At 62.7% G+C, this 20815-nt stretch carries 11 protein-coding genes and 3 pseudogenes; 5 read left to right on the top strand and 9 right to left on the bottom strand.

Going from position 1 to position 20815, the window contains the following annotated elements:
• Positions 1 to 74 precede the first annotated feature (74 nt).
• The 3 genes and pseudogenes from ASF90_RS05635 to ASF90_RS05630 form a co-directional block, all read right to left on the bottom strand.
• Positions 75 to 371: a hypothetical protein gene (locus tag ASF90_RS05635; protein WP_055847042.1), complete on the bottom strand. Its 297-nt coding sequence runs from the start codon at positions 369 to 371 to the stop codon at positions 75 to 77.
• A gap of 75 nt (positions 372 to 446) precedes the next feature.
• Positions 447 to 995, bottom strand: coding sequence for a transglycosylase domain-containing protein (locus ASF90_RS21575; RefSeq protein WP_082473430.1), 549 nt, complete (start codon positions 993 to 995; stop codon positions 447 to 449).
• A 108-nt stretch (positions 996 to 1103) separates the two neighbouring features.
• Positions 1104 to 1463 (bottom strand): annotated as a pseudogene (locus tag ASF90_RS05630) (RHS repeat-associated core domain-containing protein); the annotation flags it as partial.
• Positions 1464 to 1642: 179 nt separating this feature from the next.
• On the opposite strand from ASF90_RS05630, the pseudogene ASF90_RS05625 reads away from it, so the two are divergent.
• Positions 1643 to 2857, top strand: a pseudogene (locus ASF90_RS05625) (IS4 family transposase).
• 642 nt (positions 2858 to 3499) lie between these two features.
• On the opposite strand, the gene ASF90_RS05620 reads toward ASF90_RS05625, so the two are convergent.
• From ASF90_RS05620 to ASF90_RS05595, 6 genes and pseudogenes are all read right to left on the bottom strand, one after another.
• A complete protein-coding gene (locus ASF90_RS05620; protein ID WP_236699213.1) occupies positions 3500 to 8146 on the bottom strand; it encodes an RHS repeat-associated core domain-containing protein in 4647 nt (1548 codons plus the stop codon).
• Positions 8147 to 8552: 406 nt separating this feature from the next.
• The gene (gene zwf, locus ASF90_RS05615; RefSeq protein WP_055847036.1) at positions 8553 to 10382 is read right to left on the bottom strand and encodes a glucose-6-phosphate dehydrogenase; all 1830 of its coding nucleotides are present in this window, start codon (positions 10380 to 10382) and stop codon (positions 8553 to 8555) included.
• Complete coding sequence (locus tag ASF90_RS05610) at positions 10379 to 12178, bottom strand: glycoside hydrolase family 15 protein (RefSeq protein WP_055847032.1); 1800 nt, start codon at positions 12176 to 12178, stop codon at positions 10379 to 10381. Before ASF90_RS05610 ends, zwf begins: the two co-directional genes overlap by 4 nt.
• A gap of 63 nt (positions 12179 to 12241) precedes the next feature.
• Positions 12242 to 12571, bottom strand: a pseudogene (locus ASF90_RS05605) (phosphotyrosine protein phosphatase).
• Between the two features lie 23 nt (positions 12572 to 12594).
• Positions 12595 to 15915, bottom strand: coding sequence for an ankyrin repeat domain-containing protein (locus ASF90_RS05600; protein ID WP_055847029.1), 3321 nt, complete (start codon positions 15913 to 15915; stop codon positions 12595 to 12597).
• The gene (locus tag ASF90_RS05595; protein ID WP_055847027.1) at positions 15908 to 16168 is read right to left on the bottom strand and encodes a YcgL domain-containing protein; all 261 of its coding nucleotides are present in this window, start codon (positions 16166 to 16168) and stop codon (positions 15908 to 15910) included. The genes ASF90_RS05600 and ASF90_RS05595 overlap by 8 nt, the downstream gene beginning before the upstream one ends.
• Before the next feature lie 217 nt (positions 16169 to 16385).
• Here ASF90_RS05595 and ASF90_RS05590 point away from each other — a divergent pair, with 217 nt between their 5' ends.
• Genes ASF90_RS05590 through ASF90_RS05575 form a run of 4 tightly spaced genes read left to right on the top strand, consistent with a single transcriptional unit; the run spans position 16386 to position 20792 of the window.
• The gene (locus ASF90_RS05590; RefSeq protein WP_055847024.1) at positions 16386 to 17582 is read left to right on the top strand and encodes a beta-ketoacyl-[acyl-carrier-protein] synthase family protein; all 1197 of its coding nucleotides are present in this window, start codon (positions 16386 to 16388) and stop codon (positions 17580 to 17582) included.
• Entirely contained in the window at positions 17582 to 18355 is a 774-nt protein-coding gene (locus tag ASF90_RS05585; RefSeq protein ID WP_055847021.1) for a beta-ketoacyl synthase chain length factor, read from the top strand. Before ASF90_RS05590 ends, ASF90_RS05585 begins: the two co-directional genes overlap by 1 nt.
• Positions 18352 to 19173, top strand: coding sequence for a glycosyltransferase family 2 protein (locus ASF90_RS05580; RefSeq protein WP_055847018.1), 822 nt, complete (start codon positions 18352 to 18354; stop codon positions 19171 to 19173). The genes ASF90_RS05585 and ASF90_RS05580 overlap by 4 nt, the downstream gene beginning before the upstream one ends.
• On the top strand, positions 19170 to 20792 hold the full coding sequence (locus tag ASF90_RS05575; protein ID WP_055847015.1) for an NAD(P)/FAD-dependent oxidoreductase: 1623 nt from the start codon (positions 19170 to 19172) through the stop codon (positions 20790 to 20792). Before ASF90_RS05580 ends, ASF90_RS05575 begins: the two co-directional genes overlap by 4 nt.
• Positions 20793 to 20815 lie beyond the last annotated feature (23 nt).

Genomic DNA, 20815 nt, shown 5'->3' with positions numbered 1-20815 from the left:
GACACGCGGGCGTGCTTCACTTCGCACCTAACATTTCCGGCGCGCGCGATATAGCCACGCCTGACCGATGACCCTCAACTGCCATTGCTGAATCGCCAAGTGAGAAACACGCACGACGCGACGACGAGAAACGCAAAAGCACCGCCGATTTGCCGGCGAGTGTAGCCAGACGCCCCGACCAAGAGCCGTCTGCCGAAGTAGCCAAGTAGAGAGCCCAAGACCAGGTCGACTGGAAGGATCAAGAAGGCCCATTCGCCACGACGATCGTCCGCGAACTTGGTTAACCCTAAGGTCGCCGCCGAGGCACTGATTCCCGCACCCAACAGACAGGCGCCTGCGACAAGCAGCAGCGTGCCCAACAATGTTTTCATCGATCGCAGGAATTTTTCTATTTTTCTGGCTCCCTAGAAATGCTTCACATCATGATGCGGCAGCGCAGTGGGGTGCTAAAGTCCGCTTCGTGCATCGGAAATCAGACGATCGCGACGCGCAGATAGACTGGCAGGATCGCGTGCATACACACACGGCGCCCGCGTATACGCGACCAATGTAGCCGCCTCACGGTCATCCAAATCACTGAGCGGCTTTGCAAACATGCGTCGGGACAACGCATTCAAACCTGTTCCCTCCCCGTTGTAGGCGAGCGTGGAATAGAGCGCAAGCACCTCGTCCTCGGACAGATGCAGAGAAATCAGTCGTCCCCACAGAAACTGCTCTATGTGTGATCGAAACACGCCACTACGTTGCAGAAAACGTGAATGCAGCCGCATCGCAATCACCTCGGAAGGTGATGCGCCTTTACTGTGCAGCGCATGGATATACAGGCGGATATTAGCTGGAGGCGAACGGTCAAGAGGATCCGCGTTGCTGAGGATGGTCCGGAGATCGCCTACGCGAGGCGCAACTACAAATGCGTCATACGCCACAAATGCAAAGACAGGTACAAACAGCATCGCCGCGACAATGAAAACCAGAAATTTTAAGTAAGGCTTCATATGAGTTCACTTTTTGTTATCTGGATCGACGTACTACAGCTGAGTAGCTTTGTACGAAACACTCATGGCAATTATTCTGGCAAGCGCATGCAATTTGAATCCGCCAGTAGTTTCGTAGTTGCCGAGCCAGTGGCCCGCCTCGTCGTAAAGCGTATGGGTGTTGGTGGTGCCCAGATAACGGAGTACCTGCTCACAGCGGCCGTTGTAGCGGTAGTTCATGACTGCGGCGCCTGCGCGTTTGACCTGCGTCATACGGCCGCTGGTGTCGTACAGATACCCGCGTGCCTTGCCACCGATGGTGAGGGTGTTGCCCATCTTGTCGTAGGTGCGCGCCACGCCTGCGACCGCACTCAAGCGATGGCTGGTAGTTGGGTAGGTGTAGGTCTGCATGGCGCCGCCGACCTTGGCACTCAGGCGGTTGCCGGTGCCATCGTAGCTATAGCCATCCATTCCAGTGGTGGTGCCGTCGTTGGGGAGGAGTAAGCCGGCCGAGCGCACAAAACAGTGTCACTTGTTAAGTGAATCCGACCCTGAGGTTTCCCCACATTTCTTCCTGCGAGATCAAGTACTTGCTGGGCCAGGGTGTGGAAGAAGGTGCGCGCATGGTGCACGCTTCAAGGTGACTAAGCCAGAGAAGAGTGCCGACCATGCGCGCCAGCGAAGTATTACAGAAGTGCCTGTCTCACTCACTCTCCGGGATGCATGCATTACGTCGACGCGTCTTGCTTGGCGCGGTTGAGGCACTGTTGCACTGAGGCCGGCTGACCTTGATCGACATTGCACGCGCATGGCCCGGCGCGAAGCGGGTACGTGCGCCCCTCAAGGCATGCGACCGCCTGCTGTGCAATCGTACGTTGCAGGGCGAGCGATCCGTAATCGAGCGGGACATGGCGCATTGGCTGCTGCGCAGCGCGCAGCCGGTGATCGTCATCGACTGGAGCGATCTGAAGCCGGACAAGTCATGGTGTCTGCTGCGCGCAGCCGTGCCGATCGGTGGGCGCACGCTCACGTTGCTGGACATGGTGGTTGCTGGGAAACAACAAGGCTCGCCTGGTGCGGAGAAGCGGTTTCTGCAACACCTCAAGGACCTGATTCCAGACGATGTGCGTCCGATTCTGGTCACGGATGCCGGATTCCGCACGCCGTGGTTTCGCGCCGTCTCGCCGATGGGCTGGGATTGGGTCGGGCGTCTGCGCGGACGCACGCAGGTCAAGCCGCAAGACGTGCCCGATGATGCAGCGCAATGGATCGATAGCCGACGCTTGCATGCGCTGGCATCCAACCGTGCACACGCATTGCCACCGATGCAGGCCAATCGCAGTGATCCACTCGATTGCCGTCTGGTGCTCTATGCCAAGACACCGCAGGGACGTCAGCAACGCAATCGACGCTCACCTGCAAAGGTCTCGCGTGCATCCTCAAGTTTGAAAGCAGCAGCGCGTGAGCGCGAGCCGTGGCTGATCGTCGCCTCCCCACAACTGCAAGCGCCCAGCGCAAAGCAGTTGGTCAACCTGTACGCACGACGGATGCAGATCGAGCTGGCATTTCGGGATCTGAAGTCGCATCGCTACGGTCAGGCGATGGAAGACAGCCTGACCCGTCGCGGTGAGCGGTTGCAGATCCTGTTGTTGCTCAACACCCTGGCCACTTTCGTCAGCTGGCTGGCAGGGCTGGGCTGCGAAGCCACCGGCATCGCGCACTGGCTGTCGCCCCGCAACAGTCAGCGCAAGCTCTACTCGACACTGCGTGTCGGCCGCGAGGCACTGATCCGACGTTGGCCGATGGAACCTGTCTCAGGCTGGCTAGAACGCTTGCGCTCACTGCCCGACGCAGTGCGCGAGCAGATGACCCTGGCACCTTAAAAACGTGGGGATACCTAAGGACCTGACCCCGTTTCATCATAATGAGAACAACACGATCGTGGCATCAGCGAAGCCCGGCCATTACCCGAAGATTGAGGAGACAGCGTCAGCCTGTGAGATGACCTGCATAGCACCTAATTGGTATTAGGCCGCCTGCGTCTTAACCTGACCTAACCAATTTGCGTGATGCACCCCAAGCCATTCACGTTGAGTTGCAGTAGTAAACCCCCTCTCCATCCGAAACCCATTCAATTCCATAAATCCAATGGGATTTGAAGGAATGCTCGAGTAAAAGCATCATCCTCTTTTTGCAAAATCGATAAGTCAACGAGTACGGTGATTTTGCAGGCGAAATCTCCACCCATCCCGACCTTGATGAAAGCAGCCTAAACTCCGCCAACGGAGGAAATTTTCCAGCGCTCAAATAGATTTTACTTGAGAGCCCGCCAGCAATGCTGAGCCGATCAAAGAAATTTATAGGCTTTCCCCCAAAGCTCTGCACGAACGGCTCGATTTCAGATCCTAATTCACTAATTCCTGGCTTACCAGATAAATCTATACTTTTGGATTTTTCTGAAGAGAGGTAAATACCATATAAGATGCAACAAGAAATGATAGTTATAAAAATCGATTTTCCGATGTTCACCATGCCCAACCCCAGCCATCGTTGCTGATGACCTCACCTATTTCCCCTGCAAAGCCTCCGGTGCCACTACCTTTAGTTATAGAAACCCCGAGACCTGCTCCAATTTCTGTAGTAGAGCCGGCTCCTGGCGAATAGCTATATGCTCCACCGAATGGCCCGTACGCCCCAAAGGTAGCTAATCCTGGGCCAGTGAAAAGATTATTTAGCGTAGCGTCGCTCGGACGTCCTTCACATTCGTTAACCCATCCGATGCTAGCAGAAACACCTGCGGCTATTGGATGCGGATATATTTTTGCTAGTCCTTTACTCATATATACCCTGCCATTCCTTCCTCGCGCAAAAGAGATGGTGCCAACACCGTAATTAAAAGACACTTTTACAAAATCTGGCCCTCTGAGGTTGACGCCATTCTCCCAAGAGAGCCTGTGCCCTCCATTATTGAAGGAGCCAACTGACTCCAAACCTAGTAAATCAAGCATTTCGTAAGGATTTGCAGAGACATACGAATAGGTACTTATGTCTGCCGCTATACCAATCGGATCACTCTGCCCATACCGACCAGTAGCTGCATCGTAGTCACGGAAGTAGTTCTGATTGAACCCGCTTGCCGCATCAAATCGCTGCCCTGGGAAGCGCATGTCGACCACCATCGCGGTGCCATCCCCATCCGGATCCTGGTTGGGTGCGGTGTTGCCGAAGGCTTCGCCCTTCAGGCTCCAGTTCCACACAGCAACATCGCGGACAGCATCGATGACCACACGTGGGCTGCCGAGGTGATCGGGTTCGACGTAGTGCAGTTGACCGCCGTTGGCCAGCAGGCCCACCGGCAAGTCGTCCAGCCAGATTGCTTGCTGCTTGGGTGCGCCGTTGGTGTCGTAATCACCGAGCCAGTGGCCCGCCTCATCGTAGAGCGTGTAGGTATTGTTGGTGCCTAGGTAACGGCGTACCTGCTCGCCGCGGCCGTTGTAGCGGTAGTTCATGACAGCAACACCTGCCCGCTTGACCAGAGTCATGCGGCCGGTGGTGTCGTACAGGTACTCCCGTGCCTTCCCACCGATGGTGAGGGTGTTGCCCAACTTGTCGTAGGTACGCACCATGCCGGCGACCGCACTCAGGCGATGGTTGGTGGTTGGGTAGGTGTAGGCCTGCGTCGCGCCGCCGACCTTCGCACTCAGGCGATTGCCGGTGGCATCGTAGCTGTAGCCGTCGATCACGGTATTGGCGGCGCCGTCCTTCAGCGCTGTGAGCCGACCGAGGGCGTCGTAGTCCAGTCGTAGCTCTGGCGTCGGGTTGCCTGCGGGGGTCAAGGCAGTAAGGTCGCCAACAGCGTCAAAGTCGAAGCCGATTTCCAGCCCTCCGGTGCGGGTGTCCTGGATGCTCTGCGGCCGGTAGTCCTGATCGTACATGCGTGCCAACTTGCGGCCGTTGCCATAGATCCAGCCGGAAGATGGGCCGAACGGGTAGTAGGTCGCTCCGCTCAACAGACGTTGGCGGCTGCCGCCTCGTGCGGTCACCCCAACCTCGGTCGTCTGGCCTTTCGCGTTGCGGACATAATCAACCGTAGTGCCGTCCGGGTAGACCATCGACCGCAAGCGGCCGCCCGGTGTGTAGTCGTAGCGCAACACGAATGTCTTGCCATTGACCACCTGCACCTTGCGCACCACCTCGCCGAAGCGGTTGTAGCAGTATTGAGTGGTACCGCCGCCATCCTGGAGCTTGGTCAAGCGCCCGACTGTGAACGTCTCACCGCTGGCGCACACGCTCTGCGTGACGTCATAGGTATAGCTCACATTGAAGGCGGCGGTTGGATAGCTGATGCTCAAGACGCGGTTGAGCGCGTCGTAGGCGTAGGTGGAGGTGACGCCGCGCGCATCGGTTTGCGTGGCGCGGTTGCCCGCGCTGTCGTAGGTATAGCTAGTGACGCCGGTGTCCGGGCTGGTCAGCTTCAGGGTATCGCCGAAGCCGTTGTACGTGTAGCGCGTGTCCAGACGTTTGGGGTCCTTGACCTGCAACGGGCGATCCTGCGTGTCGTAGCCCACATTGGTTTCGGCCTCGATGCCATCGACATCCTGCAACGTGCGTGCAAGCCGGCCGAGTGGGTCGTGCTCTTGCAGGGTGCTACGGCCGAATGCGTCGGTGATCAAGCGCAGGTTGCCATTTGCATCGTAGGCGTAGTCGGTGGGATTTGCGGCCGCGTCCGCCTGCGTTTCCAGTTGGCCCAATTGATTGTAAATACGGGTCAGGCTGCGCTTGAGCACGCCTTGTGCGTCTTTAGTCTGCTCATCTAAACGATTGCCAGCCTTATCCAGCACGTAATGGAGGGTATTGCCGAGCGTATCGGTGACATCGGTGAGGCGTTGGGCCTGGTCGTAGACAAACGTGGCGTAACTGCCATCGGGCTGGGTGATGCGCTTGACCAAGCCGGTGGGCCAATACTCGAACGTGGTGACGCGATTCTGCGCGACAGTCGCACCGTGAACTGTGGTCGATGCCAGCCAACCACGTGGGTGGTAGCTGTAATCAGTCAGCACCCCGTTCTCGTCGACAGCAGAAAGAACGCGGCCTGCTGCGTCATAGCTCAAATTCTCGCGGATCTGGCCGCGAGCATTGATGGCCTGCTTGAGGTCGCCCTTGCGATACATGCACGTCCCAGTGACCGTATCGCATCCAGCGTCATCGACGGGGTAGTAGTTGTAGGTCGTACGATCGTCGATATCTGTGCGCGGGCCGTCGATGGACTTCAGGAGACCGAGCACGGGACAGTCGCCGCCTGCAACCACATCTGCTGCCTCGCAGTAGTCCGTCCTGAGAATCCTGGTCTGACCACTTGCGACGTCGGTCGTGATGACTTGCTGCGGCTGCAGTCGCGCATTTCGGACATAGCCTATTTTCTTGTCACTTGATTGAACTGACATCAATCGATTGCTGTCGACAGCCGTGCGCGTACTTGTCGTTCGCTGACTGGCTAAACCAGCCGCCTCGGTGACCGTATGCATATTGACTGGCACACCAGCATCCGCAAGTTCGGCATACGCGTGTTGCGTGATAAACCCGGCACGGTCGGTAGATGCTCTCAAGCGCCGACGAAAATCGACACTTGCGTCCAGATAGTCGCTGCTGAGGGTACCTGCGCTGTCGGTGACGTCATCTATTTTTCTAGGACCTGCGGAACGCTGGCTCAGCGTATATGTCGTCAGCTTCCCCAATGCATCGGTTACAACGGTGGCATCATCGGTGTAATCAAGCGTCACACCGTCTGCGCCGTCGTGATGTTGGCTTGACACAACACGCCCCTTAGCGCTATAGGCGAATGTGCTGTAGCGCATTCCATCCTCCGCGACCACACCGGTCAGGAAGCGGTAAAAATCCTCGTCTTCATACAGATACGACCTGACCCGGCCGTCCGCGTAGGTCACGCTCTCCAGCACCGCGCTATCCGGGAAAGTGTCAGAGTAAGCGTAGGTAGCCAACGCAACTCCGTCCAGCGCAATTCGAATAAGCTGAGCATAACGGGAACCATCAGCGTAGTGGAAAACCAACTTGCGCCCGGTCGAGTGCGTGATCGACTCCAACCTCGAGGACCGATCGTACGCATATCGAAGGTAAGTACCGTCATCCTTCGACACCAAGCCCAACGCGCCTGTAGCATCAAATTCCGAAACCGTATCCGACCTAAAAAGTCGCCATCCATTAGCTATTTTCTCAAGCCGATCCCCAGAACCATCAGAAGCAATAAAAGAATTTCCGACCGATTTGAAACTACGTTGAAGCCCGTTTCCTTCTGCAAGTATTGCGTGAGAGCCACTGACAGAAACGCTGATTTCATGTGAGTTGAACCAGCCCGCCCCAAGGTTGGATCGCCGTCCAACCTGCGAGGACCGAAACGTTCGAACGAGACGCATCCATCCAAGATCGAAATCCTGTTCAGGCTGCGACTTTTCCCCAGTTTTTACATCGCACGGATTACCAACCGAACACGTATCCTCTAGAGAAGACCCGGTCAAGTAAGCAAATATTTCCAGATTTACACAGGCTTGATAATCATCGTTCCAGTCCGTATATAAAGGACAGAATAGCCTGCGCTGGCGAGTACCGATCCCAGTGTGCTCTACAGGCAAGCACGTTCCATCGTAATAAATTACGTTCGATATAACATCAAAACTTTTTGAATCAAAACGACCCTCGAATTCCGCCGAGTATGGCGTCCATTCAGTTGCTGGCTTCAGCGAAACCTTGCCACATTCGTTAAATTCACTGTAGAAGGACTCAATACGTGCAACCATCTCCACCTCAGTTGCGTAAGAGCTACCTAGTGCAGAGTAAGTCCATTCGGGATCGGAAGGTTGATCATTACCAAGCCAGTATGTGAGCGTAACTGTCTGATCTTCGTTTGTTTTTGTCTCTTTTACGTGCGTAGCTAAAGCATACGCATACTGTGCATCGCTGGGACCAGCGATCTGCGCCATGGCCTCAATTGCACGATGTTGATTGTCAAAAACGCCAACGGTTGTCATTGGCATTTCTGGGTGCTTGGCAGAAACCGTCCATTCTGGTTTGACCTCCTGCGCGGAGACTCCGTAGACAACGGTCAGCAGCAGGGCGTAAACGTAATGACGAAGCCGCAAGGGCCTAAGAACTTCCATGTTCTAATCTCTCTCTATTTTTAACTGCGCGACAGTGCTACAGGCGCTATCGAGCACGACGTGGCTGCCACAGGTGCGTCACTATCACCTGCCGGAATTGCTCCAGTCAAGTATCAGTTCAACTTATGCAGGCTCACCTAATGATCAAGGCGCACAGCTTCTTCCCAGCTAGCGGCCTCAGCAATCTGCTATGCGCACATTATCTTGCTCAGATCTGGGCTCGCCAAGCATCGCGTCACGTTAGTTTGCAATCGAGATTCACGCACACACCGATGATCGCGAGCGCCTGTCTTCACACGCTGTGTGCCGGTCGCTAGGCAACGAGCATCGTGACGCAGCAAGCCAGAAGCTTCATCGATTGCTTTGTACACGCGCCAGCCATCACGCAACGGCTGGCGCCTGCGAATCAATTGTGCGGTTTACGGGTAGCTGCACTCTTGCTGATCGACTTGTTCGCTGCCGCCTTGCCGGCTGCGGTTTTGCTCATGGTCTTCTCAGCTGTTTTTGCGACTTTCTTCGCTGCCCGCTTGGCCACTGGCTTTTTTGCAGCCTTGCTGGGCGAACCGCCTGCGCTTCCAGCAGATTTTGCGGCAGGTGCTGCAGCACGTTGGGATGTCGCCTTGCCCGCTTTCTTCGCCGTTTTCTTGCTTACCTTCTTGATCGGCGTCGTAGCGCTGCTGCGCACTTCCGGCGGGCGGCGCGGCGGCGGTTTGCGGCCTGGGGTGAGTGCGCGCCAGGCGTGTCCGCCGTTCATGGCGAGTAGCGCGTCGGCGGCCGAGGGGCCGGCGCTGCCGGCGGCGTAGTTGGGGAAGTCGCTGGCCGGTTGTTTCCAGGTATCCAGGATCGGCTGCACGATGCGCCAGGCGCCTTCCACCATCGCCGCATCCTGGAACAGGCCGGCTTCGCCGTTCATGCAGTCCTGCAGCAGACGCTCGTAACCCACGGTGTATTCCTTGGGGAACCAGTCGCGGTAGCGAAAGTCCATGCGCACCGGCGCCAGTGCAACCTGCGCGCCCGGGCGCTTGACGTCGAACTGCAGCGAAATGCCTTCATCAGGTTGGATATGCAGCACCAGCCAGTCGGGGCCGTAACCGCCGACTTCGGTGCTGCGAAACGGTGCCAGCGGCGCGGGTTTGAAGCGGATGGCGATCTCGGTAGTGCGCTCGCGCAGACGCTTGCCGGTGCGCAAATAAAACGGCACGCCAGCCCAGCGCCAGGTATCGACCTGTAGCTTCATCGCCACATAGGTTTCGGTTTCCGAATCGTCCGGCACGGTGTCTTCTTCGCGATAGCCCGGCACAGCGCTGCGATTGACCGCGCCGGACGCGTATTGGCCGCGCACCACATCTTCCGGCTTGATCGGGCGCACGGCTTCGATCACTTCGGCGCGGCGGCGATGCATCGCCTCGGTGGTGAATGCGGCTGGCGGTTCCATCGCAATCATCGCCAGCAGCTGGAACAGATGATTGGGCACCATGTCGCGCAAGCAGCCGGTGGGATCGTAGAAGCGCCCGCGCCCTTCCACACCGATGGTTTCGGCGGCGGTGATCTGCACGTGATCGATGCGGTCGCGGTTCCACACCGGCTCGAACAAACCATTGGCAAAACGGAAGGCAAGAATGTTCTGCACGGTTTCCTTGCCCAGGAAATGATCGATGCGGAACACCTGATCCTCATGCAGCACCTTGGCCACGGTGGCATTGAGATGCTTGGCGCTGGGCAGATCGTGGCCGAACGGTTTTTCCACGATGACGCGGCGCCAGCCCTGATTTTCGCGCTGTTTGACCAGGCCGGCTTCGCCGAGATTCAACAGCACCGGCTCGAAAAAGCGCGCGGCGGTGGCGAGATAGAACAGCACATTGCCTTGCGTGCCATACCGCTTGTGCAGTTTCTCCAGCACGCCGTCCAACGCCTGATACGCGCCAAGGTCGGTAAAGTCGCCGCGCAGGTAATGCATGCGCTCGCGCAGCCAGTCCCAGGTGTCGGTATCGAATTCATCGGTCTGGAATTCGGCATCGCGGCTGCTCAGCAGCTGCGTCATCGACTGCCCCATGTTGCTGCGCCACGCGCGTTCGCTGATGTCGCCATGGTCCATGCCGACGATGGCGAATTCCTCACCCAATGCACCGGCGCGGCGCAGGTTGTACAGCGCCGGCATGACCAACCGCTTGGTCAGATCGCCGCGGGCACCGAAGACCACGATGATGCACGGCGGGGTTGTGGCTTGTTCGTTCATGGATGTGTTTCCTTTTCGCCCATGCGCCCGTGCAGGCGCAATGCCGCATTGACCAGGGCCACGTGGGAATACCCTTGCGGGAAGTTGCCAAGCATGCGTTTGCCGCGCGGGTCGTATTCTTCTGCGAGCAGGCCCACGTCGTTGCATAGCCCGAGCAAACGCTCAAGCAATGCGCGCGCCTCATCGGTGCGACCGATCAACGCAAAGTTTTCTACTAGCCAGAAACTACAGGCCAGGAAGGTGCCCTCGCCTGCCGGCAGGCCATCGGCGCTGTCGTCGGCGCGATAGCGTTCGACCAGGCCATCGATGGTGAGCTCGCGCGCGATCGCATCGGCGGTCGCGGCGATGCGCGGATCGTCCGGCGGCAGAAAGCCGACGATAGGAATCAGCAACAGCGATGCATCCAGACGATCGGAGCCGTAGCTCTGTACGAAGTGGCCATCTGGATGCACGCCTTTTTCCAGTACTTCGGCGCGGATCTCTTCGGCAAGCCGGCCCCAGTGCGCGCGCTTGTCGGCATCGGCATTGGTAATGCCATCGCGGCTGCCGCAATCGAATGCCAGCCACGCCATCACTTTGGAATGCACGAAATGCCGGCGCTCATCGCGGATTTCCCAGATGCCTTCGTCCGGTTGGCGCCACAGGGTTTCCAGCGTGTCGAGAATCTTTTCCAGCAAGGACGCCGACGACCCGTCGTCATCGGCAGGCGGCGCCACGCCTTTTTCGCGTGCGTAATGAAAGGCACCGATCAGCTCGCCGTACACATCGAGCTGGAATTGATCCACCGCACCGTTACCGATGCGTACCGGAACGGAATTTTCGTAGCCGGGCAGCCAGTGCGCTTCCCATTCCTGCAATCGGCGCTCGCCGCCGATGCCATACAGCGCCTGTAACTGATCCGGCGACCCGGCGATGGTGCGCTGGACCCAGTCGCGAAACGCCGCAGCCTCATCGCGATAGCCGGCTTGCAGCAACGCGATCAGCGTAAACACCGAATCGCGCAACCAGCAGTAGCGGTAATCCCAGTTGCGCGTGCCGCCCAGATGCTCCGGCAACGAGGCGGTGGGCGCAGCCACAATACCGCCGGTGGGCAGATAGCTGAGCCCTTTCAACACCACCAGCGAGCGACGCACCTGCTTGGTCCACGGGCCGACATCGGTGCAGCGACGTGCCCAGCCATGCCAGAACGCGGTCGTGCGTTGCAGCGCCTGCTCCGGGTCGATCGCCGGCGGCGTGGGCTGATGCGAGGCGCCGTGACTGAGCAGAAACCAGGTGCTTTCGCCTTCGCGCAACGTGAAGTCGGCTTCGGTGCCCAGGTCTTCGCCGTGCAGTTCCTGCGGCGAGCGCAACGCGAGCTGGTCGGGGCCGGCGATCGCGCGAATGCCGCCGTCGATGCCGGTCACCCACGGCACCGTGCGGCCGTAGTTGAAACGGAACGTCAGGCGCATGTGCATGGGCATCTCGCCCTGCACGCAGCGCACGATGCGCACCAGATGCTGGTGGCTGTCGCCTTTGTCGCTGGCGACCATGAAGTCGACCAGTTCCACCGTGCCGGTGTCGGTGCTCATGCGCGTGCACAGCACCAGGCTGTCGTCTTCGTAAGCGCGTTCGCTGCGGAATGCGGCGGCGGGCGACAACGCCCATTGCCCGTGTTGCTCGTCGCCCAGCAGCGATGCGAAGACCGCATCGGAATCGAAGCGTGGCAGACACAGCCAGTCGATGGTGCCGCGATGGTCGACCAGGGCCGCGCTGTGGCAGTTGCCCAGCATGGCGTGGTCCTCGATACGCACGCTCATCGTGTGGGCGTTTCCTTCCAGCGAAAGAACCCGCAGTTTTACACGCGCGGTGTCGGGATCGGGTTACGAATATGCGGGCAAACGCAGCAACGGTGGCACCGTGTGTTCCAGCCGACGGATCAGTGCCGGATCCATATAGGTGTAGTCGTCGGGAATCTGCAGCTACACCACGCGGCAGTGGCGCAGATGCGCGGCGAAGCGTTTGCGCAGCAGCTGCAGGTGGCGGCGCTCCATCACCAGCACCAGGTCGGACTCCTGCAGCAATTCGGGCGTGACCTGCACCTCGGCGTCCGCTGCCAGCCCGGCCGATTGGGTCTGCACGCCCGGCCAGTCGGCGAACACGCGCTCGGCGGTGGGACTGCGCAGCCGGTTGCGGCTGCATACGAACAGCACCCGCAGCGGTGTGCCGCGCTGGCTCAGCGGCCTTCGCGCAGGAAGCGCGCCATCGAGGAGACGCCCGGCAACGCGGGTTCGAACTGGCCGGCCACATCGATGAAGCCGCGCATGATGGCGATCTCGCGCGGGGTGCGGTTGAGCGCATCGCGACGGTCGGCATCGGCACCGGCGCGCAGCAGGCGCTGCACCAGCAGCGGCAAGCCATGCAGGGCGGCCAGATGCAGCGGGCCGAAGCCGCGTTGATCGGCCACATCCAGCGAGACGTCTTCGTCGAGCAGACGTTCGACCCCGGCCAGCACCACCTTTTCGTCGCAGGCGGTGCCCGGTTCGGCGCGCGCACCCAACAACAACAGCAGCGGGCTGACCCGCCCACCGGCGAGCGCGTCCGGGTCGGCACCGGCCAGCAGCAAGGTGTCCAGCAGCGCCAGCAGGCGGGTGGTGTCGCGCGCGGTGAAACCGTACAGCGCCGCGCAATGCAGGGGTGCCAACCCCTGATCGTCGGTGGCGTGCACGTTGGCTGCGGCCGTGAGCAGACGCGCCACGATATCCGGCAAGCCGAGTGCGCACGCCAGCATCAGCACGGTCACGCCACCGGGCAGGCGATGTTCGATCTGCGCGCCGGCCTGCAGCAGGGCAGCGACGATATCGGTCTGGCGCATGCTCACCGCCGCCGACAACGGCGTGGCGCCGCTATTGGCTGCGCGCTGCGGGTCGGCACCGCGGCCGAGCAGATGCGCAACCACGCCCAGGTGGCCGCCACCGGCCGCACGCAGCAGCGCGGTGCAGCCTTGGGCATCGACGGCATCCACCGGCAGACCGAGGTCGATCAGGCGTCGCACCGCATCGGTATCGCCAGTCATCGCGGCCGCGGGCACGTCCGCTTCGCGCAGCGTACGGCGTGGCAGCGACCAGATCCGCCAGTCCAGCCAGTCGGCCAGATCGCGCCGGCCGATCGACAGCGCCACGCCCAGCGGGGTCTGCCCGTCGGCAGCGCGTGCTTCCGGCGAGGCGCCCTGCTTGACCAGCAATTTCAGCGAGGCATCGCGGCCCAGCGCGGTGGCCAGATGCAGCGCGGTCATGCCATGGCTGTCGCGCGCTTCGCGGTCCACGCCGTGTTCCAGCAACCACTGCTGCAGGCGCAGCCAGCCCAGCCGCACGGCCAGCGACAACGGCGGATCGCCAGCTGCCGACGGCGCAAAAGGGTCGGCGCCGCGTTCAAGCAATTCCACTGCGAACTGCTCCAGCCCGCGCGATGCCGCATCGTGCTGCACGCAGGCGCTGAGCAGCCGGGTCAGGCCACCTGCACCGGCCGGCGACACGCCGTGACGCAGCAGCACCTGCAGCGCTGGCACCGCCTCCACGCCACGCGAGAGCAGCGCAAACATCGGCACGTCGCCGCAGGCATCGCGCACTTCGGCATCGGCGCCGTGGCGCAGCAGCCAGTCCACCGCATCGGCGTTGAGCGCCAGATGCGCGTCGTGCAGCAGGCCACCGAGTTCGTCCGGGCCGCACAGTCGCGCCAGCGCGTCCAGGCCATCGCGTTGGCCGAACTGCAGGCCTTCGCGCAGCAACACCAGCGGCGGGCGATCGGGCAGCACCGCCACGCCGGGGGTGTCGCCATGCGCATCGCTGACGGCAGCCGGCAAGGGATAGTTGGGGTCGAGCAATTGCACGATCGCCCAACGCCCGGCTTCGGCGGCCACGTCCACGGCGCGACGGCCATGCACATCGACGCTGTCGGCCGGCACCTGCAGATCGAGCAGGCGGCGGATCAGCGCAGGCGACACGCTGTCGGCAGCGCAGGCCAGCATCACCGCGTTGCGGCCGTCGCCGTCGATGGCCAGCACATCGGCCTTGCGCGCGACCAGGCGTTCGAGCACCGCGCTGCGCGCCTGACGCGCGGCATCCAGCCACGGCGTGCGGCCGAGCAGATCGCGCGCTTCCAGATTGGCGCCGGCCGACAACAGCGCTTCGACGATGTCGCCGTGGCCAGCCAGCGCAGCTTCGTGCAAGGCGCTGCGACGCTGGCGGTCGCGCGCATCCACGCGCGCCTTGTGCTTGAGCAGCAACTGCACGCCGGCCGGGTCGTCTTCTTCGGTGCCGGCGGCGGCCAGCAACACCGGCGCGCCGCCGTCCGGTTCGGAATGGGCGCCGCGTTCCAGCAGAAATTTCGCCAGCCGCCAATTGCCGACCTGGCACGCCATCGCCAGCGGTGAGTGGCCTTCGTTGTTGAGCGCGTCCAGGTCGGCGGCGGCATCGCGCAGCAATGCGGCCACGCCGGGGTCGGAACTGCGCACCGCGTGATGCAGCGGCGTATTGCCGTCGTTGTCGGTGGAGCGCGGGTCGGCACCGTTGGCCAGCAGCGTCATCACCGCATCCGGGCGGCCATGCCAGCTGTCGCGGGTGGCGGCCAGCAGCGGCGTCATGCCGCGATGCGGCTGGTTGACGTCCACGCGGCGCACGATCAGCTCGCGCAGCAGGCGCAGATCCGGCAGCACCGCCGCCAGCGCGGGCAGGCTGCGTTGGTCGCGCCACTCCGGCAGCGGCATCGCCTGCGGGTCGGCACCGGCCTCCAGCAATTGCAGCGCGCGATCCACCCGCCCGCTACGCGCGGCTTCGAACAATTCGGGCACCAGCTGATGCTGGGCGACCGGCTCCAGCGGGCGCGGTTCGGCGGCCGCTTCGGAGAAGAAATCGGCAGCCTGCCGGGCTACCGGCACATCGCTGCGCGCCGGTGCGGCGGTGCGTTGCAACAGCAGATGGGCGGTGGGCAGCAGCGCGGCAGCGGCAATCGCCAGGCCCCAGCGCAGACCGCCGGACAACCAACCCGGCCAGGCCAGCGCCACCACCAGGGTGCACACCGCCAACACCAATGCCGCGGCCAGCAGCCCGCGCCAGGCATGCAGTTCCTGCGTGGCCAGGGCGTGCCAGCGTGGCGCCAGCGCGCCACCGTCGCGCTCCACTTCGCCCCACAACGGCCAGGTGCGCCACAGTCCCAGCAAGGCGGCGCTGACGGCCACGCTCAAGGCCAAGGCGGCGGCCAGACTGCCGCTATCGCGCAGCGCGGTCAGCGGCCAGCTGATCAATGCCGCCAAGGCGAGCAGGCCCACGCCCCAGATCGCCAGCAACGGCGGCAGCGCCTGTGCGATGGCACGCGGCTGCGTGGCCAGCGCGCGGGTGCCACGCGCCCACGACACCGCCAATGCAAAGGCCGGTTGCGCCAGCCACAGGCTCACTGCGGCAACGGCGCCGCCAAGGCCACCGAGCAGGGACAACACCACGCCGGCTGCACCCGCCAGCGCTGCGGCGCGCAATCGCGCGGCACGCTGCGGCTCAGTCATAGTCGCACTCGCCCGCCAGCACCACCGTCTTGGGCAGCTGCAGGTAGAAGCCGTGCTTGGCGAGCGCTTCGCGCACGGTCACCACGTCGGCCTGCGCCAGGCGGCGCTCAGGCGTCAACGCCACCTCCAGCACGAATGCGAATGGCGCCAACGGCGCGTGCACGGCAGCGGGAAGACCGGAGAAATCGTCACGCTTGGCGAGGTAGACGAAGGTGTCCTGCTTGCGTTGGCTTTTATAGACGTAGGCGTGCATGCGCGCGTGATCGCGCTCGTAGAGCGGTGGGTCGCAGGATTGTGTCCCAATTGCGGCGACGGCGAAAGCGCGGCCGCTGCGAAAAATCCCAGCCACGTCAGCGACATGACCGGCGCGTTCAGTTGCGCCATCGACGGGGCTGGCGTACGCCACCGATATACTGCGAGCACTTTTTGCCAGCCAGACCATCGTGAGCCAAGCGCAGCATTCGTCCCAGATGGCCCCGGTCGCCGTCACCGCCTATACCTCCACCACCGCGCTCGGCGCCGGGCTCGCGGCCCAGGCCGCCGCGCTGCAGTCGCGCCGCAGCGGCCTGCGTTACAACGATTTCGGACCGCAACCGCTGCCATGCTGGATCGGCCGCGTCGACGGCGTGGAAGAGGTGGTCCTGCCCGATGCGCTGCAAGGCTGGGACTGCCGCAACAACCGGCTGGCCTGGCTGGCCCTGCAGCAGGACGGCATGGCCGACGCCGTGCAGGCCGCCGCGCAGCGCTACGGCGCAGAGCGCGTGGCAGTGATCATCGGCACCTCCACCTCCAGCATCGGCGCCAGCGAAGAGGCGTATACGCGATTGGTAGAGGACGCCGATGGCGCGCGGTTTCCGGACGATCTGGACCGCCCGATCGTGCACACCCCGCATTCGTTGGGCGACTTCGTCCAGCACGCCACCGGCCTGCGTGGCCCCAGCGTGACCGTGGCCACCGCCTGTTCGTCCAGTGCCAAGGTGTTTGCCCAGGCGGCGCGGCTGATCGAGGCCGGGGTGATCGACGCGGCCCTGGTGGGCGGCGTGGACACCTTGTGCGGCAGCGTGCTGTTCGGCTTCAACTCGCTACAGGTGGTCGCCCCCGAACCGTGCCAGCCGTTCGACGCGCGCCGGGTCGGCCTGAGCCTGGGCGAAGCCGGTGGCTTTGCGCTGGTCGAACGCACCGCCGCCGCCCCGGATGCGACGTTGTGGCTGTACGGCTATGGCGAATCCAGCGATGCGCACCACATGTCCGCCCCGCATCCGCAGGGCCTGGGCGCGCAGCTGGCGATGCGTGGCGCGCTCGAACGCGCCGGCCTGGACGCGGCAGCGGTGGGCTATCTGAACCTGCATGGCACCGCCACGCCGGCCAACGACAGCGTGGAAGCGGCAGCGGTGGCGGCGATCTTCCCCGACACCTTGCACGCCAGCTCGACCAAGGCCTGGACCGGCCACACCCTGGGGGCGGCCGGCATCGTCGAATCGGTGATCGCCCTGCTGGCGCTGCGCGACGGCGTGCTGCCGGGCACGCTCAACAGCGAGGTGCCCGACCCCGCCTGCGGCCCGCAGATCCGCTTCGACAACGCCCATTCCCGGATCGATTACGCAATGAACAACTCCTTCGGTTTTGGCGGCAACAACTGTTCGCTGCTGTTCGGGCGGGCACGCTGATGCTGACCGCCACCATCGAAGGGATCGGTTTCTGGACCCAAGGCTTGCCCAACTGGGAGGCCGCGCATGCCTTCATGCAGGGCGGCCCGCTGCAGGAGACGCCCGTACGTCCGGCGCCGCAGCTGCTGGCCGCCAACGAGCGCCGCCGTGCGCCGGATACGGTGGCGGTGTCGCTGGAAGCCGCACTGGCGGCCTGCACCGCCGCCGGCCGCGACCCTGCCAGCTTGCCGTCGGTGTTCACCTCCACGCACGGCGATCTGGCCATCACCGATTACATGTGCACCACGCTGGCCAGCGACCCGCTGGCGATCTCGCCGACCAAGTTCCACAACTCGGTGCACAACGCCGCGGCGGGCTACTGGACCATCGGTGCCGGCGCGATGACCCCGGCCACGGCGATCAGCGCCCGCGATGCCAGTTTTGCGCAAGGCCTGCTGGAAGCGCTGGTGCAACTCACCGCCGGCGTCGATGCAGTGCTGCTGGCCGGCTACGACGCGCGCTCGGTGGGGCCGCTTGGGCGCATCTCGCCCAGCCAGGGCCTGCTTGGTGGCGCGCTGGTGCTGGGCAGCGCTGGCCAGGCCGGCAAGCCGCAGCTGCAGGCGTGGCTGGACGATGGCGCGCCGTCTCCCGCTGACGGCGCGTTGGCGCGCCATGTCGCCGCCAATGCGATGGCGCCGATGCTGCCGCTGTTCGCGCTGTTGGCCGGCCACGGCGACAGCGCCGCCCTGTATGCCGGCCCTGGCCGGGTGCTGCGTGTGGAGCTGCAGCGATGAGCCGGGTGCCGCTGACCCGCGAGGACACCGCGATTCTGGTGCCGGCCTTGAACGAGGCATTGCGTATCCGCGAAGTGGTCAACGATGCGTTGACCTACTGCTCGCATGTGATCGTGATCGACGACGGTTCCGACGATGGCACCGCCGATTGCATCGCCGACCTGCCGGTGCGCCTGATCCGCCATCCGCAGCGCATGGGCAAGGGCGCCGCGTTGCGCAGCGGCTTTGCGCAGGCGCAGCAGATGGGTATGCGCGCGGTGATGACCATGGACGGCGATGGCCAGCACAAGGCCGCCGATTTCCCGCGCCTGCTGGCCGCAGCCAACCGCTACCCCGGCTGCGTGATCGTCGGCGCGCGCATGCGCAAGCGCGCCACCCAGCCCACCATCCGCCGGATCGGCAACGACTTCGGCGACTGGGGCATCGCCTGGGCCTGCGGTTTTCAACTGGTGGACAGCCAGAGCGGCCAACGGCTGTATCCGGCCTCGGTGTTCACCCTGCCCAACGTGTCCGGCGAAGGCTTCGTGTTCGAGGCGCAGCTGCTGATTTCCGCCGCACGCCAGGCCGGCGCACGGGTGGTCGCGGTGCCGATCGAAACCCGCTACGCGGGCAGCGCGCCGGGCACCTTCCGCAAGAGCCATTTCCGGCTGGTGCGCGACCTGTGGAACATCACCTCGCACGTGGTCGTGCAGGCCTGGACCTATGGGCACATCTGGCGCGAGTACCGCAACGTGCGCGCCAACCCGGTGATCATTGACGATGTCGACGGCGAATTTGCTACTGTGCCCGCGGCTACCAAGAGCAACCCGTCCCCATGAATGCACAGCGTCGCGATGTCGTCATCACCGGTGGTGGTCTGGCCGGCCTGAGCCTGGCCCTGCAATTGAAGCAACGCGATCCGGAGCTTGCGATCACCGTGCTGGAGCGCCGTGCGCACCCGGTGCGCGAGGCCGCGTTCAAGGTGGGCGAATCCACGGTGGAGATCGGCGCGCATTATTTTGCCGACGTGCTGGGGTTGCGCGAGCATCTGGAGACTGAGCAGATCCGCAAGTTCGGTTTCCGCTTCTTCTTCTCCGACAAACGCGAAGACATCGACCGCTGCACCGAACTGGGCGTCAGCCAGATCCTGCCGACACCGTCGTGGCAGATCGACCGCGGCCGCTTCGAAAATTTCCTCGGTGAGCGCGCCCGCGCGCAGGGCATCGCGTTCCTGGACAACTGCAGCGTCAAGGGCGTGGATCTGTCCGAGGACGAGACCGACCATGCGGTGCGCTACGAGCATGCCGGCGAGCAAGGCACGCTGAGCGCGCGTTGGGTGGTCGATGCCAGTGGCCGCGCTGGCCTGCTCAAGCGCAAGCTGGGCCTGGCACAGGACAACGCGCACAACGCCAATGCGGTGTGGTGGCGCGTGGAAGGCCTGATCGACCCGAACGGTTGGTCGCAGGACAGCAGCTGGCTGCAGCGCTGCACGCCGCCGGATCGCTGGCGTTCCACCAATCACATGTGCGGGCCCGGTTACTGGTTCTGGTTGATCCCGCTGTCGTCCGGCGCGCATTCGTTGGGCATCGTGTGCGATGCGCAGATGCACCCGCTGGAGACCATGAACACGCACGAAAAAGCCATGGACTGGCTGCGTCTGCATCAACCGCAGGTCGCCGCCTCATTGGACAAGGCCGACTACCGCTTGCAGGACTTTCTGTTCCTGCGCAATTTTTCGTATGGCTGCAAACAGGTGTTCTCGTCGCAGCGCTGGGCGCTCACCGGCGAGGCAGGGGTGTTCCTGGATCCGTTCTATTCGCCGGGCAGCGACTTCATCGCCATCTCCAACACCTATATCTGCGAACTGATCGGCCGCGATCGCGCCGGCAGGTCGCTCAGCCCGTATACCGAGCTGTATGAGCAACTGTATTTCTCGTTCTACGAAAACACCCTGACCCTGTATCAGGATCAGTACGCGCTGTTCGGCGACGAGCAGGTCATGCCGGTCAAGGTGATCTGGGATTACACCTACTACTGGTCGTTGCTGGCGCCGCTGTTTTGTTCCGGACGCATCGCCGACCTGAGCCTGTTGTCGCGCATGAAAGCCGACTTCTTTTATGCGCGCGACATGAACCTGGCCATGCAGCGCGTGCTGCACGACTGGGGCGTGCACAACACTGCTCAAGGCATCGCTACCAGCGATGGCCGTCTGCTGGACCAGTATCTGATCGGCTGGTTCAACGAGCTCAATGGCGCCTTGCACGACACCCTGGACGACGACGCGTTTGCCGCACGCATCCACACCAACGTGGCGCAGATGGCGGTGCTGGCACGCGAGATCCTGCAGCAGGCGCGCCACCGTCACCCCGACCTGCCCGATCACGGGCTGGACGCACTGACCGCCAACGCCAGCGGCGACCCGATCCTGACGGCGACGTGGTACGCGGACGCGGCGTGAGGCCGATCGAACGCGCCGGCAAC

This window comes from Xanthomonas sp. Leaf148 (genome assembly GCF_001423585.1).
In the GTDB taxonomy this organism is placed as follows: Bacteria; Pseudomonadota; Gammaproteobacteria; order Xanthomonadales; family Xanthomonadaceae; genus Xanthomonas.
Note: the sequence above shows the minus strand (reverse complement) of the source record. Positions and strands in the feature narration are given on the sequence as shown.

What these genes read in the sequence shown, in the direction of transcription:
- ASF90_RS05610 (WP_055847032.1), bottom strand. Translation starts at nt 12,178, where the DNA reads ATGAGCGTGCGTATCGAGGACCACGCCATGCTGGGCAACTGCCACAGC.
- ASF90_RS05620 (WP_236699213.1), bottom strand. Translation starts at nt 8,146, where the DNA reads ATGGAAGTTCTTAGGCCCTTGCGGCTTCGTCATTACGTTTACGCCCTG.
- ASF90_RS05575 (WP_055847015.1), top strand. Translation starts at nt 19,170, where the DNA reads ATGAATGCACAGCGTCGCGATGTCGTCATCACCGGTGGTGGTCTGGCC.
- ASF90_RS05595 (WP_055847027.1), bottom strand. Translation starts at nt 16,168, where the DNA reads ATGCACGCCTACGTCTATAAAAGCCAACGCAAGCAGGACACCTTCGTC.
- ASF90_RS05600 (WP_055847029.1), bottom strand. Translation starts at nt 15,915, where the DNA reads ATGACTGAGCCGCAGCGTGCCGCGCGATTGCGCGCCGCAGCGCTGGCG.
- ASF90_RS05585 (WP_055847021.1), top strand. Translation starts at nt 17,582, where the DNA reads ATGCTGACCGCCACCATCGAAGGGATCGGTTTCTGGACCCAAGGCTTG.
- zwf (WP_055847036.1), bottom strand. Translation starts at nt 10,382, where the DNA reads ATGAACGAACAAGCCACAACCCCGCCGTGCATCATCGTGGTCTTCGGT.
- ASF90_RS05635 (WP_055847042.1), bottom strand. Translation starts at nt 371, where the DNA reads ATGAAAACATTGTTGGGCACGCTGCTGCTTGTCGCAGGCGCCTGTCTG.
- ASF90_RS05590 (WP_055847024.1), top strand. Translation starts at nt 16,386, where the DNA reads ATGGCCCCGGTCGCCGTCACCGCCTATACCTCCACCACCGCGCTCGGC.
- ASF90_RS21575 (WP_082473430.1), bottom strand. Translation starts at nt 995, where the DNA reads ATGAAGCCTTACTTAAAATTTCTGGTTTTCATTGTCGCGGCGATGCTG.
- ASF90_RS05580 (WP_055847018.1), top strand. Translation starts at nt 18,352, where the DNA reads ATGAGCCGGGTGCCGCTGACCCGCGAGGACACCGCGATTCTGGTGCCG.